This is a genomic window from Sphingobacterium sp. UME9 (assembly GCF_014170215.1).
In the GTDB taxonomy this organism is placed as follows: domain Bacteria; phylum Bacteroidota; class Bacteroidia; order Sphingobacteriales; family Sphingobacteriaceae; genus Sphingobacterium; species Sphingobacterium paramultivorum.
Genome location: NZ_LZZP01000009.1, coordinates 69,630 through 85,151, shown reverse-complemented (window position 1 = coordinate 85,151; position 15,522 = coordinate 69,630). Strand labels below are relative to the sequence as shown.

General features: G+C 39.1%; 10 protein-coding genes. All 10 read left to right on the top strand.

Annotated elements, in window-relative coordinates; genetic code table 11:
• Positions 1–45: 45 nt before the first annotated feature.
• The 10 genes from A9970_RS13675 (at position 46) to A9970_RS13630 (ending at position 15,501) form a co-directional block, all read left to right on the top strand.
• Entirely contained in the window at positions 46–735 is a 690-nt protein-coding gene (locus tag A9970_RS13675; protein ID WP_145327763.1) for a response regulator transcription factor, read from the top strand.
• Entirely contained in the window at positions 732–2,111 is a 1,380-nt protein-coding gene (locus A9970_RS13670; RefSeq protein ID WP_182982690.1) for a cell wall metabolism sensor histidine kinase WalK, read from the top strand. The genes A9970_RS13675 and A9970_RS13670 overlap by 4 nt, the downstream gene beginning before the upstream one ends.
• 87 nt (positions 2,112–2,198) lie before the next feature.
• Positions 2,199–3,524 (top strand): hypothetical protein, encoded by a 1,326-nt coding sequence (locus tag A9970_RS13665; protein WP_182982689.1) that lies wholly within the window; start codon positions 2,199–2,201, stop codon positions 3,522–3,524.
• 11 nt (positions 3,525–3,535) lie between these two features.
• Positions 3,536–3,946, top strand: a complete 411-nt coding sequence (locus tag A9970_RS13660; protein WP_182982688.1) for a Dabb family protein — start codon at positions 3,536–3,538, stop codon at positions 3,944–3,946.
• A 38-nt stretch (positions 3,947–3,984) separates the two neighbouring features.
• Entirely contained in the window at positions 3,985–4,464 is a 480-nt protein-coding gene (locus tag A9970_RS13655) for a hypothetical protein (protein WP_259655393.1), read from the top strand.
• Between the two features lie 575 nt (positions 4,465–5,039).
• Positions 5,040–5,798 (top strand): NADAR family protein, encoded by a 759-nt coding sequence (locus A9970_RS13650; RefSeq protein WP_182982687.1) that lies wholly within the window; start codon positions 5,040–5,042, stop codon positions 5,796–5,798.
• Between the two features lie 938 nt (positions 5,799–6,736).
• Positions 6,737–6,958: a hypothetical protein gene (locus A9970_RS13645; RefSeq protein ID WP_182982686.1), complete on the top strand. Its 222-nt coding sequence runs from the start codon at positions 6,737–6,739 to the stop codon at positions 6,956–6,958.
• A 253-nt stretch (positions 6,959–7,211) separates the two neighbouring features.
• Positions 7,212–7,667 carry a nuclear transport factor 2 family protein gene (locus tag A9970_RS13640; RefSeq protein WP_182982685.1) on the top strand — a complete coding sequence of 152 codons (456 nt, stop codon included), beginning with the start codon at positions 7,212–7,214 and terminating at the stop codon, positions 7,665–7,667.
• Positions 7,668–8,458: 791 nt separating this feature from the next.
• Positions 8,459–11,998 (top strand): hypothetical protein, encoded by a 3,540-nt coding sequence (locus A9970_RS13635; RefSeq protein WP_182982684.1) that lies wholly within the window; start codon positions 8,459–8,461, stop codon positions 11,996–11,998.
• 11 nt (positions 11,999–12,009) lie between these two features.
• A complete protein-coding gene (locus A9970_RS13630) occupies positions 12,010–15,501 on the top strand; it encodes a DUF6443 domain-containing protein (RefSeq protein WP_182982683.1) in 3,492 nt (1,163 codons plus the stop codon).
• Positions 15,502–15,522: the final 21 nt, after the last annotated feature.

The window sequence follows — 15,522 nt, the reverse complement described above, 5'->3', positions numbered from 1 at the left end:
TAACTTTGTCCTGCAGTATTAGTAGATACATACAAGCATGCTAGAATGGTGAAAATAATGGTCGTAGAAGACAATGAACGCGTTGCTTCGAGTGTGAAAAAAGGATTAGCAAGTCAGGGCTACCTGGTTAATGTTTTTGGTGATGCGGAATCAGCGATCAAAGAAGCCAAATCTGTTGACTATGATTTACTTCTCATAGACATCATGTTACCAAGAATGAATGGGATTGAGCTCAGTAAACAGATGCGTGCGGCTTACCCGAGGATCCCAATCATCATGCTCACAGCATTGGGCAGTATTGATGAAAAAATATCTGGTTTTGATGCGGGAGCCGATGATTATATGGTGAAACCTTTTGAAATACGCGAACTTTTTGCACGTATCGCTGTCCTGCTCAAGCGGCACAGGGAAATCAGTGAAGAAGAGATTCAGGGGCTGCTGACTTATGATCGTATCAGTATTGATCTCCGGAGTAAGCAGGTTCATAGTCAGGGACAACTTATTAAGTTGACTCCCAAAGAGTTTGATCTCCTCCACTTCTTTTTGAAACATAGGGAGACCATGCTCAGCAAGGATGAAATAGCGCGTAATGTATGGAGCAAAAACTTTGATACCGGAACGAACTATATTGATGTATATATCAATTATTTGCGTAAAAAAATAGACCGGGATTTTTCACCTAAATTGATTCATACGAAATCCGGACATGGATTTATTTTATCCAATAAAGAATGAAGATTGTCAATAGAACTTCCTGGGTATTTACGCTCTCTTCGGCTATCATCTTGTTTCTATTCGCCTATGCGGTTTATTTCTTTTCGGAATTAAATCGGCAGGAAGAATTTGTGGATCGGCTGCGCTATAAGATCATCTGGCGCGCAGAATTTATTTTTGATGCACAGGTGCAGGAACATCAGATAAGAAGAATTCATGAACAAAATAAAAAGCTGATCAACGAAGCCCAGATTACTGTTTTCGATCAGCAGAATAGGGTGGTTTTTTCCGATATAGGCGAACCGACGTATCCCGATGTTAAATTGGAATCTGTCAAAACGTCTAATTTTTTTACATGGGAGCAAGGCAAAGAACTGTATATGGGCTTGAACTATCAATTTGAGGGTAAGCCTTTTTTCTTGATCGGACATGCATACGATGTGACGGGTTTTGCACATATGGAACGGCTGAAAAATATTTTGATAACGATTTATATCGTTGCCCTATTTTTTATTTTTTTCTCTTCATTTCTATTTGCACGTTATATTCTTAAGCCAATCAATTACATTATACATCAGATAAAGGATGTGTCCGAACATAACTTGAGCACGCGTGTCTCCTATAGTAATGCAAAAGATGAGCTCTCAGAACTTATCGAAACATTCAACAATACGTTCAATCGGTTGGAAAAATCTTTCAACAACCAGCGCCATTTTGTATCCATTATTTCACACGAGTTTAGAACACCTTTGGCAGCTATGATCGCCGAACTGGAATTGGCGCAGCAGCTGAATACCAATGTGGATGAGTATTTTAACTCTATTGACAGGGCATTGCTCGATGCGAAGGAGGCTACGGTACTTTCGACAGCTTTGCTGGATTTTGCCCGGGCAAACTACGATAGTTCGCAGGTAAATTTTGAAGAAATCAGACTGGATGAAATACTGCTTGAAGCAAAGTTGGTGGTCTTAGAGAAAAATAAAGACTATCGGGTAAGCATCTCTTTTGATGCTAATGCTGCAATCGACGAAGAGGAAATCTTGGTATCTGCAAATGCCTACCTCTTGAAAGTGGCCTTTGCTAATCTGATCGAGAATGCTTGTAAATATAGTGCCGATCGGCATGCCCAGGTACTGCTCTCCAGAAATAAAACCGTAGCGAAGGTGCAGGTAATAGATCATGGTATCGGAATAGACAGCAAGGATATCCCGCATATCTTTGATTTGTTTTACCGTGTGGCGGGTACGCCTTCAAAAGAGGGACATGGCATCGGTCTCTCAATTGTTCAGCGGATTATTGAGATGCATCAGGGTAACGTAGCGGTTAATTCAACTCTCCATGTAGGGACTGTGTTTTCAGTCGAACTTAAACAGGCCTATCCAAAGGGGCTTGAATAAGCTAAAAATTCTAATGGTTTTCTAATAATATCACCTCCATATTCAGCCTAATTTTGACTTATCAAAAAAACAAAATTAGGTTGAATCATGAATAAAAAACAGCTTACCTTGGCGTTGTTCCTCAGTTTGGGACTAGGTAGCGCAGAGCTCGCCGAGGCGCAAACCAATGATTTTGGAAATCCAAAACTTACTCATTTCTTAAATAAGGAGCATACACGTTATATCAGCTTCAGCGGATACGCTGAGCTGTGGGCGAGATATAGTCAGCTCAATCCGGGAAGCTTGGTAAACAACGAGTCCGTTTCGAATGTATCTGATCTTTCTTTGCGGCGTATTAGGGCAAAGATGACTTACAAGCCTACCGAAAATTTACTGTTTGTATTACAGATGGGGCCTACCAACGTAAACGTCAACAGCAAGACTAATACGTATATGGATCTCTTGGATGCCTATGCAGAATATAGTTTCAGTCCCAAACTTGCGATCGGTGGCGGCCGTTCGACTTGGCGCGGTCTTTCCCGTTTTACAACAGGACCGCTCAATACGCTGCTTTACGACTTGCCCCTGTATGCGACATCCAATACTGGAGCTACTGATATGGTCGTACGTGAAATGAGCATCTATGCAAAAGGGCAGTTTGGAAAATTTGACTATCGGGTGGTACTGGCTGATCCATATTCAGCCGCCAGTGCTGATCCAAAATTAAATAAAGCCACCTTCAGCAAAAATGAAGCACGTAAAGATGTGTCAGGCTACTTCCGCTACGCATTTCACGATAAAGAGAGTAACGAAACGCCATTCAATTCGGGTACATACCTCGGTAAAAAAGATGTGCTCAGCATAGGGGCTGGATTTGAGTATATGCACAATGCCCTTTGGCATCTGGATGAACGGCAGATGACCAAAAATGACGATATGCGCAATTTTGCAGCGGACATCATCTATGACGCGCCCATCGACAAAGTAAAGGGAACTTCGATTAGTGCCTATGGTATGGCCATGCACAGCGATTATGGTCCTAACTATCTCCGCTTTGCAGGGACAAACAACCCCGCGACAGGTATCGATGCGGCCAATGCAAGCCTGAATGGTGCGGGAAATAGCTTGCCAAATGCTGGCACGGGAAATACATTTTACGCGCAGGTCGGCGGTACACTCCCATATTTCAATCCATCCAAACATAATTTACAGCTGCAGCCAGCGGTTTCTGTACAAGTAGGGGACTACAAGGCATTGAAAGACAAAAGTCTAATTTATGATGCAGGTATCTCGCTACTGATGCACGGTAATAGCAGCCGGCTGACTTTTGATGCGCAAAATCGTCCGATCTATAATTTAAATGCTGCGGATCAAGCTGTGGTAACAGATCACAAGTGGGCATTTGTGCTTAAATATAGAATTGATTTTAATTAAATAGCAATAACATGAAAAGAAAAGATTTTATCCTTACACTAGGTACTGCTGGCGTAATGAGCTTTGCGGCCACCTCACTGATGGCAAAAGAGAGAAAAGCGAAAACAAAAAAAGTGTATTTCCACTATTTGCTTTTTTGGCTAAAACCTGACTTGTCTGCTGAACAGGTAGAAGAGTTTAAACAGTTTTTTGAAGGTCTTAAAAAGCTTCCTTATGTCAAAAATGTACGTTATGGAAAGCCAGCTGCTTCTTCCCCAAGAGCGGTATTGGACAACTCGTTTACCTACAATGCGTCCATGGAATTTGCGACATTGGAGGAACTAGAGGCTTATGGTAAACTGCCGGGACATCTCGCCCTTGTCGCTAAATACAAACCTTATTTTGAACGGATGATGGTGCACGACACGGTTTATGAATTCTAAAATTAAAACAACAAAATAATAATTTCAAACATTACAAAATGAAAATGATATCCAAACTAACTATTGCTTGCGTATTGGCAGCATCAAGCTTAAACGCTGTGAAAGCGCAAGAAGGCCATGGAAAAATTAAGGAGGTCAACGTGGAAGCCGAAGGTAAAATGCCTGCAGTACGATTGATCAACAATCCGGATGGAACTTGCTCGTTTCAAAAAGGCTTTATTCCAACATTGAAACACGCCAATACGAGTACATTTTGGACAAGCAATAAAACAGAAGAATGGGAGAAAAACGCTCATCCAGCTCCAAGAAGACAATACGTGGTTACGCTGAAAGGTAAAATCAGATTTAAAGTCAGCGATGGTTCAACTTTTTTAATTGAACCTGGAACGATTCTTTTGGCTGAAGATTTGAAAGGTACTGGGCATAGCTGGGAAATGGTTCATTCAAAAAGCTGGGAAAGATTGTATATCCCTATCAATGAGGGGGCTGATGATCTTTTCGTGACAAGTAATAACTAACAATTATGTTGTGCCGCAGTCTGACCTGTGGCTCAACATTGACCGTAATTTTTCTTGTTACTTATGAGGACTTATTCTGATGAGATTCCAAAGGTTTAAAGCTTTATAGTTTAGAAAAATTACTTACTATTGCCATAGTATTCAAATTAGTTTTACGATGAAACTAAAATCTCTCCTTGTTATTTTGGGCTTAAGCCTTTTTCCTTATTCTTGCAAAAACAAGAGTTTAATAAATTCCATTTGGAAAAAATTGTGGAGATAATAACGGGTTACAAGATATTCTTGTTTTTAACGGTACGCATAATTTTGTGCGGAATGATACTGTCTATCAGAGAATGGCTATTGATTCCCCAATTGCTGTAATTAATCGGATTGATACCTATTATGGCGAAAGAAGATTATGTCTAAAAAGGCACTCTGATCAAAAAAACTATAGATTCTGTGAGCAGTAATAAAAAATCGAGCAGCCTAATGGTCAATTTATCTTGTGAAGCCACATCGAGAGATGTGGCTTCAATTTTTTGCGTATCATTGTATGTCGATGGATAATAGACGATCAATTTTGAATTGAGTATATGGTAAAATATAATATCAAGTGGCTAACAGATAGATTTGAAAATGGAGATAGCTTCAAATTTCTCTTCTTTTGGGGGCATACAGCTAAGCAAAATCAGGAAGTTGGAAAATTTGTTTTCAGTCAATGGTATGAGAGTCCGTTTACAGTAGATAATATTACCTATAGGACTGCGGAACATTGGATGATGGCCCAAAAAGCATTACTTTTTGATGATAAGAAGAATTTTGAGAAAATTATCAACTGTATTAAACCGGGTGAGGCCAAAGAGTTGGGAAGGCAAGTTGTGGGCTATGATGATCAGATTTGGAATGAACGCAAATTTGAGATCGTTAAGAACGGAAACATCCATAAGTTTAATCAACATTGGGCGCTGGCCGAATATCTCTTAAAAACAGAAAATAGAGTTCTTGTTGAGGCAAGCCCCGTTGATGCCATCTGGGGTATTGGACTTGCACAAGATGACGTCGATATTGAAAACATCTATTGTTGGCGTGGTCAAAATTTATTGGGCTTTGTATTGATGGAAGTACGAGATTTTATAGGTCAATTTGGGCAATTTCAAGTACTTCAAAACGCTATGCAACCACCTTGGTCGAAGTTTTCCGATAAGGACAGTAAGGATATGTTTTGGAGAATGGGATTGGGTGAGGAATATTTGAGCAAATTCGGTGCTTATTATGATCATCTGTCTGAAAGGGAACAAACCATATATCAACTGACCTATCCCCCTCCTTATTCCTGGATGGATTTTTATTAACTTCGTATAAATGGAATTTTACAACTGGTGGTTTGCCAGTAATAAAAGACAAACCAATCAGTGAATCATCTATTCAAGTTTAGTTTAGAAGCCAGGTCGTGAAATCTGGCTTTTTTACGTCAAAAGGGCCTGATTCTCATCAGACCCTTTCTCTTAGCGTTTATTTGTACAGTAATTTTTATGTTTCCTATCGTTACCTCTTTTTTGTTTCGTCATCCAATGTTTTTGAAGACTATTGGATTTTCACTGTACGACGCCAATTTTTATGTTGAACCTTTCTTTCGAAAGGTAGCTTGTAGCCATTTTGTATAGTGAGAACAGCTGTCGATTTGAAATAGTTTTATCAAAGTGATTTTTTTTATAAATTGTGTTGGCTTAAAATTAGGAATCCCCTTATTGATAACCAAGAGAGAGCGCATTGGGAAATAAGAAATAAACCATAGATTTTGAGAAAGGACAAGAACTTTGAAAAGCACAAGTTATATTGGCGGGCATTTGATCACATAAAAAAAAGCGCTTATAGCGGTAATCCGCAAGGTCAATATGATTATGCGCAACAGTTTGATTCAATTAATTTTTTAGGTGTTAATAGTCCATTATACAATCCAAAGAAATGTATCTATTAGTATACAAAGGCGGCCAATGGTGGTTATGCAGAGGCTTATAATAACCTAGCGGATTTTTATGAAAGAGGCGAAGGGATTCAGCAAGATTTAAAGATGAGTTACGAATTATATAAAAGAGAGGCTGAACTTGGGTCAATTATAGCAAAAGCAAATTTGAAAATATTTGAAAGGGATATAAAACAAGGGAACTACAGGTTTTAATTTCTATTGTAAAGATTTTCTTTTTTTGATATTGTAAGTAATCTAGAGGATTGTTGCCAAAATGAGTATTGGAGTTAATAAAAATGATGATGGAAATAAATAATTAATGATATGGGAAATGTATTTTTGCTATGGCACACCCACTTTGATGAATCGTTAGATGGAGGAGAAGACGTGAAATTGATAGGAGTTTACAGCACCAAGGAACTTGCTGAAAATGCGTTAGTAAGAATGTCCAAAGTAGAAGGTTTCCGGGATCATAAAGCGGGTTTTGAGATATCAGAATATAAAATAGATGAGGATAACTGGACTTCTGGCTTTATAACCGAATGAACTTAACTTTTGTATAAATAAAAAACCATCCCCAGCATAAGTTTTAATGTTATGCTCCATTGACTTCCGTAATTTCCTATTTAAAAATAGCTTAATTGCAACGTTATTGCGAACGATAGCTTTCACCTTCCCATTTCCGCTATTCACCGAGTTTTCCTGAGCGTTAGCCTATAGCCAGTAGGCTAGGGGCGTATTGTGTGGTAGTTTTGAGTCAACAAATAAGAACTAATAACTAACACAATAAAAAGACATTATGAAAACTTTAGTAAAAACATTCGTAGCAGCAGCTTTACTAGCAATATCAACATTCACTATGGCAGCTGAAGGACCTGGAGCAAAAGCAACAAAAGCAAACGTTAACCTTTCCACAGCAGACTTGGCACTCGATCATTATGTTGCGGTAACCACGGAGGGCGAAGCAGCAGGAATAGAGCAGTTATTTGCAGCTGATTTTAATCAAAAGATCCAAGCTACCAATGCACAGTCTAACAGCCGTAGTGCCGTAGTTAAACTATTGAAAAAGCAAAAAGGAGAGAAGCTGAACTGTACAGTAAGCACAGATATTTTAGAAGAATCCGCAGACTATATGGTCGCTAAAGTGACTCTAAAATTTGAGAATTTTACCAAAACAGATTTAGTTACTTTGGAGCGTGTGGGTAATGATTGGAAAGTATCTAAATCGGTTAACTGTATAAATAATATCCAATAACTAGTGCTCTACGAAACGAAATTATAGGTAGAGCACTAGTGAATCAAATGTTTATATTTAGTTCAGAAGTGATATTGAGAGACGTGGCTTTTTTACGTCAAAAGGGCTTGATTCTCATCAGATCCTTTAACTTAGCGTTTATCTGTACAGCAATTTTTATGTTAATCCATTTTTTTAAGGTAGTAGTTTAACCCATAATCTATAGCAAAAGTAAATCAAAAATACATACGGTAAAGAAAAACGAATTAAAATACTGAGTGAAAGTTCCAACGAGAGGCTTTAATACTATGTTATGAGATTCATCATAGTGAAACTGAAACTCTCGCTGATCTGAAAGCTCAATAATGGGACTACAAATTAATTTTGCTTTATTTTTTTGTTATTTTCGGTCTATTTATTGAAGAGCTATTAAAACCAAAAGTATATTGATATTTTTTTTGATAATACCTGTTGTTAAACTGTAGTTTGAAGTTAATTTTAATAGATATTTAATATGTAATTTTCTGTTGAGGTAAAAAAAAGTTATATTTGCCTTGGACTAGCGAAAAAAAGCGTTTTACGAAAAGTATCTGTAAATATTGCACAGCACTTATTATTTCTATGTTATTTTCTATCATTAATTCATTTTAATTTGAATATCGGTTATTGTTTTGTGAGAGTTAAATAAGGAGAAAATACCACGTTTAATAGAATATATGTTACTAAGTAGTAGCCCTTCTAGTATAATTCAACTTTTTGTTTGTTGTTTTTATTAATAAATTATTGTGGTTAAATGTTTTTCACCTGTTGTTATGAGTAGGATTTTTTTCTTTTTATTTCTTTCATTTTTTTTATCTGTAAAAGGCCAGTATGCCGTTAATACAATTAACGAATATACAACTGTCAATTCGAAGTATACCAACTTTCCGGTGCTTCAACAAGATGGAGTAGATTTGTATTCTGGTCGTCTAAAATTATCTTATAATCTTTTAAATTCATTCGGAAATGATCCTCTGTTGAAAGTTCTACTCTCCTATAATGGAGGCGGAATCCGTGTAATGGAGGAATCAGGGAAGGTCGGTTTAGGATGGAATATTTATAATCATCCAACTATTTCGAGAGAAATAAAAGGACTAAGTGATCTTGATGCCTTGGTTGGATCAACCTATAATGGTTATACAAATACCAATGTTGCGTTGCCCACATACAGTTCCTTCTTCACAGATTCACTCCAACGGGCATTTTGGGATAATCGGTTTGAGCTATTTACTGATTTAAGGAGTTTGGGTGTTTCAAATTGGGATACCGAACCAGATATATTTACTTTAAACTTGGGCGATAAAGCAGTGAAATTTGTTTTACCACAAAGATGGGGTAGAAACAATTTCGAAGCCAAGCTTATCAATAAGGAAGATAGAGTAAAGATTTTGTTTGATTGGGCAAAAAAAACTTTTAACGTATTCGATGACAATGGAAATGAATATGTTTTTGATGTACAAGATTACGCAATAAGTGCTTCAGCAAGCTCACAAAATGGCCCTCAATATGACGGGAATAGTTTTTGGATCAGAACAAATTATGAAAATCCAGTTTTAACAAATTGGCATGTAAGTGTTGTAAAAAAAAATAATAAAGAAGAGATAAAATTTTTTTATCAACTCACTCATTCAAGTGAAACGCCCTATATAAGTTCGAGCTACAGTAGGAACGCATGTTTTATTGGAGCTACTAATCAAAATTTTCAGAATGCTTCCCAAAGTTTTAGCACCTTTCTCACAGAAAGGGAGGTGCATCAGTTAGACAAAATTGAATTTCCATTGGGAACTATACAGTTTCAATATTCGGATAGAATAGACCTACCAATTGCTGGAGGATATCCTTACACAACCAATTTCTCACAGCGATATCATTATGGTGCAGCTAATGCCGTTTTTAATGATCAGAAGCTAGATAAGATCTTTCTTAAAGATGCTAGTGGCGCCGTAGTTCATACTGTAGGTCTTCAATACAGCTACTTTAATCAAAGTAAATTGAATACCTCAAATGATATCACTAAATCCCAATTCCTAAGATTAAAATTAGACAAGTTGGTTGTGGGGGAGGAAAATTTCTCCTTTAATTATTATAAATCGGACTCACTGCAAGATAAGCTGTCTAATTCGATAGACTATTATGGATTTAATAACGGCAAAAGAAATTATGGAAGAATTCCAAATAATTCAGTTCGTTATTTTTGCGGACAAGATGTGTTTTGCAACAATTGTTATAAAGATATTAAAATTATAAAGGAAATAGCGGGCCCGAATAATATTTTTGGTGATCGTAAGCCGGTTTTAGATGCTGGAAAGATAGGGTCATTAGTCGAAGTTGTTAATAATAAAGGCCAGCGGACGGTGTTTGATTATGAATTGAATAATATCCTTTATAATAGAAGTGACACGATCAATAGTGGGTATGATTTTGATAGCAATGAAGTAAAAGAATTTGTCGCTCTATATGAATCTACTCCAACGCAAACTGATGTTTTTCATATTGATCCAGCTTCTACATCGAATCCAATTATCAAATATCAAAGAATCTGTGGTGGCGACTTTAATAATCCTAACGGTGCGTCTCACTACAAATGTGAAATCAGTTTTAATGACCTTCAATCACTTGCTATGGAAGTAGTCAACGCTACTACGGGAGTTGTCGTCAAGTCTTTTATCCATAATGATACGCAGATGACCGGCATTAATACCTTACCAAAAGGAAATTATTTTATCAGATTTAGATCATTGCACGAACCTTGGAATGTGATATCATTTCCAGGTTCTCCTGATGATAATAAGATATACTATTTCGCTGCTAAGATAACTATCGAGACAAGTAAATTGGATTTAAATAATGGTTGGTTAAATATTGATATTGGTGGTTTAAGAGTTAAATCTCTTGCATATTATGATCAGGCCTCGAAACAAATAGAAAAAAAATACGATTATACGTTCTTTGATAAGAATCAATCGTCAGGAAAGCTTTCACATCCTTACATAAATTATAAGGATGAAATTATAGAACGAGTAGAAATTGGCGAGAGGTTGGTATGTACACCAGTAAGTTCATTAATGAAAAATGTTGTTTTCAGTTCTGATCCTACCGTATATGTGCCTAATGAACAACCCATTGTAGGCTATTCTAATGTTAGAGAAACTATAATTGCGTCAGATAATCTCACTAATGGATATACAAATTATGTGTTTTTTAATATCGAAAATGAGTACAAAAAAAATACTGCTGGTAGCTATAACCACCCTTTTTCAAATGTAGAGCAAGATCCATTTCAGTTATGGTATAATTACTATCCAATTAAGAGCTATTATCATATCAATGGGAAGTTAAAATCAGCCACTGTTTTTAGCAATCAAAATGCACGATTGAGCCAAACCAACCATTTTTACGAAAGTGAAGGTTATAATCTTTCAAAAGTAGTTTTAGATGGTGGGAAATTACGGTCTTATACCCATGAAACATACACCTGTAATCCGATTCCAGTATCTATTAAATCGGTTTTACTAACCTATCAACCCTATGTCGTTTATGATATGACCAATCCCATGTTGAAAAAAACAAGCATCGACTTTGCTTCATCTAATATTCAAAAGGAAGAAACATGGAAATATAGGGGAGTAAATTATAATCTCGAAAGTTATACGTTGAAAGGCTCCAATGGAAATGATCAAACTACGAAATATATTTTTCCAGGTGACCCCGAATCTGTTGGTATGAGCTATGTGAATTCGATGATTGAAAAAAATATGATTCAAACTCCTTTGGTAACGACAATTTATAATTCGGGTAAAGAGATCTCAAAAACTACTTTTGACTATAGTCTATTCCATACTAAGTTCATCTTGCCTCTTACTGAAACTAATTATAAGGGAGCCAATATTGTGAATCAATTTACATATGATTATAATATTAAGAATGCCAGAGTTGTACATATTCAAAAATTGAACTCCATTCCATCTATTTTCATATGGGGCTATAATGGGCAATATCCTATTGGAGAGGTAAAAAACGCTACATATTCGGAGGTTTTGGCGATTTTGGGACAGTCTACCTTGGATAACTTAAATTTAGCCAATGTTTCTGAAAGCACGATTTTAACGGCCATGGCTAAGCTGAGAAGCGGTTTGCCTCAAGCCATGGTGACAACGTATACCTATAAGCCACTGGTTGGTATGACGAGTAAGACGGATGCCCGTGGGATTACAGAGTATTATAAATACGACGGTATGCAGCGTTTGCAGGCGATCCTTGATCATCTGAATTATGTAAACAGGTCCTTTGATTACCATTACCGTTCCAATTAAGCCTATTAATTATGAAAAATAACTTTTTAACACTATTATCCTTATTAGGGTTTGGGGCGGTACATGGGCAGACGCTCGTGGACCATCTTCCCCTGAATTCATATAGCAATCAGACCAATATTCAGGCCCTCAAGAGCATTACGCTCCAGAATGGCTTTCATATCCCTGCACCCGCTGCAGGCAAAACTGTTACGATCAGCATCGCGGGCTTCCAGAATATTGTGAGCGCCCCGACAGCAGGTCAGAATTATATATTGACCAAGACCTTCCGCAGTCCTGGGGTTACCCTGGCGACACTGAATGCCCAACGTACAATCGGTGATGAGAACCAGAGCATCCAGTACTTTGACGGACTTGGCAGGCCGAGCCAGAGCGTCCAGCTGATGGCCAGCCCGACCTATAAAGACATTGTGCAACATATCGAATACGATGGATTTGGAAGGGAAAGCATCAAATATCTTCCCCACGTGAAGAATGTGTCGGGAGACGGCAGTTTCAAGGCGACGGCCAAAACAGACCAACAAGCGTATTATGCTGCGTCTAATACCTGGGATGCTGCCGTGATAAAGACCACGAGTCCCTATGCGGTGACGGTCTTTGAGAACAGTCCACTGAACCGTGTGCAGCAGCAGGGCGCCCCGGGTGTACCCTGGCAACCGGCAGCCAACCGCGATAACGTGACAGCAGGTACCAATGCGGGTCGTTCGGTTGTGACCGATTATGGTACCAACGGTACCAACGATGTGCGGCTGTGGACCATCAACAGTACGGATAATGGCGCTACGGCAGGTTATTATACCGCCGGGAAACTTTATAAAACGGTGATCAGGGATGAGAACTGGGTATCTGCAAACGGAAAGGGCGGTACAGTGGAGGAATATAAGGATTTCGAGGGGCGTGTTGTACTCAAGCGGGTCTGGGAAACAGACAGCAAGAAGCTGGAAACGCAGTATGTGTACGATGACTTTGGTGACCTGAGGTATGTGATCCCTCCTGGCTTTCCGGCTGCGACCACAACACTGACCGAGGCCGCCAGCGGAGATTTCCATGAGCTGGTGTATGCCTACCGGTATGATGGAAAGCGGAGACTGATCGAGAAGAAGATTCCCGGAAGGGGCTGGGATCACCTTGTTTATAACAAAAACGACCAGCTGCTACAGGAACAGGATGCCGAGCTGCGAAAGACCAACAAATGGCGTGTGATCAAATACGATGCTTTTGGGCGTGTTGTGGTGACGGGTATCCATCAGGGCAGTAATCCAAGGCAGGTGGAGCAGGATTATATCAACAACGAAACAGCGCTCTGGGAGACGCGCTTAGCCGGCCAGGCCAGCTACAGCAATGTGTCTTATCCACGGGAGAACTTTACGGCCCGCATGGTGAATTATTATGATGATTACAGCTTTGAGAATGCGGGGCAGCTTCCATCAAAGAATATCACGGTGAGTACAAAGACCAAATCGCTGCTGACGGGTGTGCTTGTTTATAAAGAAGACGGTACAGCACCCCTGCTGACAGTGAATTATTACGATGATTATGGCCGTGTGATCCAGTCTGCCTCCAAGAATCACCTTGGTGGAACGGATTATGTGACCAATGAATACAATTTTCCAGGTCAGGTAGTCAAGAGTACACGGGTACATACACCATCCACGGGAGCAGGGGTGACCATTATTACAACCAACGAATATGACCATGTGGGTAGGCTGGTACAGACCAAGAAGAAAGTCAACGGGCAGGATGAGGTGATCCAGAGCAGGCTCGCCTACAATGAGATCGGTCAACTGAAGACCAAATCGCTTCACAGTGAGAACGGAGGTGGCAACTTTATGACGAGCATTGGCTATGCGTATAATGAAAGAGGCTGGCAGACCAAGGCAAGCGCGGCGCAGTTCACCTCGCAGCTGAACTATAATGTCAATGGTACAACCCTGCTTGCTAATGCCCAGTACAATGGCAATATCGCGCAGCAGCTGTGGGGCTATGCAGCTACCACAAACAGTACATTTACCTATGCTTACGATGTCCTTAACAGGTTGAAGAGCGGTGTGAGTACCGGTACGGTGATGAGCGAGGTATTGACCTATGATGATATGGGCAATATAAGAACCCTTGTCCGTGACAATGGTACGGCGATTACCTACAACTATAACAATACAAACAAGAGCAACAGGTTGGCCAGTCTATCGGGTGGGGTAACAGGCTCATTCACGTATGACCTAAACGGGAATGCGACGAAGGACCGTACAGGGATGGCCCTGAGCTACAATTACCTGAACCTGCCCAAAACAGTGACCGGTACAGGTAAGAGCATTGCCTACACCTACGATGCATCGGGTGCTAAGCTCAACCGCAAGTCTACTGTTGGCGGTATCACAACCGAGCAGGACTATATCGGTGGTATTGAATACAGCAAAGCTAATGGAGCAAACCCATTGATCGAACGTATTGCAACAGAAGATGGCTTCTTGCTCAACAGTTCGGGTACTTACAGCTATTATTACAATCTGACAGATCACCTGGGAAATGTGCGTGTTGTACTGAAGAAGGATGGTACGGCGACAGCACCTGTTGCCACAGTGATGCAGAAGCAAGATTACTATCCATTCGGTAAGACGAAATCTATTGCAACTAGTATCAATAATAAGTATCTTTATAATGGCAAGGAAATGCAGACTGACCTAAATGGCGGGACGCATACCTTGGGAAGTTCTTATGTACTAGAAGGGCAGTTGGATTACGGGGCCAGGTTTTACGATGCTGAGATTGGTCGGTGGAATATGGTGGATCCCCTGGCGGAGCAGTATAGAAGGTGGACTCCCTATAATTATGCTGTTAATAATCCGATTCGTTTTATAGATCCGGATGGTAGAGAAATTATCAATATAAACGGAGGGGTAAGGTTTACTGAAGAACATGCTAGAATTGCTTTTGAAGCCTTTAAGAGTATTAGTGAAAATGGTAGTAAGTATAAAATCCATTTTGTCTATGAATCAATAACAAAAAATATTTACGAGCATACACTAAATGCTTTTGAAAGGGGGAAACCTACTGTTCTTCATTATGATTCAGATAAAGATGAACAATACCGAAGAAGACAGGAGGTGTTTGAAGATTATGATTGGGTTAGAGGTTTGTCTAGGGATGAATACCCATATGCGTCTACGAAAGAAGGAGGCAGAGGTGCATTAGTAGCTTATGTTCCAAAAAGAGAGAATAGCATTCAGGGAGGTCAATTACGTGGATTGTATTCGCAAATGGAAGATGGTGAAGCATTTGTTGTTGTTCCTATTCCTGCGAATCAAGAAGAGAGTCCCAAACCCAAATCGGTTCCTGTAAATAGTCCTATTAGCTCTCCTAAGCCATTTTTTCCTTACCTTAACCTTACTCCTGTAAGGCAATTGGTTCCTGTTTTAAATAGAGCTTTTAATAGTATAATTCCACCTTTGTTTATCCCACCGGGCTATCTTTATGATATTAATAATTTTAATAATGAAGGTTAGTAGATTGTGTATAGTTTGCAT

Bases quoted from the DNA above. Each gene is read 5' to 3' on its own strand.
- A9970_RS13675 (WP_145327763.1), top strand. From the start codon at position 46: ATGGTGAAAATAATGGTCGTAGAAGACAATGAACGCGTTGCTTCGAGT.
- A9970_RS13670 (WP_182982690.1), top strand. From the start codon at position 732: ATGAAGATTGTCAATAGAACTTCCTGGGTATTTACGCTCTCTTCGGCT.
- A9970_RS13665 (WP_182982689.1), top strand. From the start codon at position 2,199: ATGAATAAAAAACAGCTTACCTTGGCGTTGTTCCTCAGTTTGGGACTA.
- A9970_RS13660 (WP_182982688.1), top strand. From the start codon at position 3,536: ATGAAAAGAAAAGATTTTATCCTTACACTAGGTACTGCTGGCGTAATG.
- A9970_RS13655 (WP_259655393.1), top strand. From the start codon at position 3,985: ATGAAAATGATATCCAAACTAACTATTGCTTGCGTATTGGCAGCATCA.
- A9970_RS13650 (WP_182982687.1), top strand. From the start codon at position 5,040: ATGGTAAAATATAATATCAAGTGGCTAACAGATAGATTTGAAAATGGA.
- A9970_RS13645 (WP_182982686.1), top strand. From the start codon at position 6,737: ATGGGAAATGTATTTTTGCTATGGCACACCCACTTTGATGAATCGTTA.
- A9970_RS13640 (WP_182982685.1), top strand. From the start codon at position 7,212: ATGAAAACTTTAGTAAAAACATTCGTAGCAGCAGCTTTACTAGCAATA.
- A9970_RS13635 (WP_182982684.1), top strand. From the start codon at position 8,459: ATGAGTAGGATTTTTTTCTTTTTATTTCTTTCATTTTTTTTATCTGTA.
- A9970_RS13630 (WP_182982683.1), top strand. From the start codon at position 12,010: ATGAAAAATAACTTTTTAACACTATTATCCTTATTAGGGTTTGGGGCG.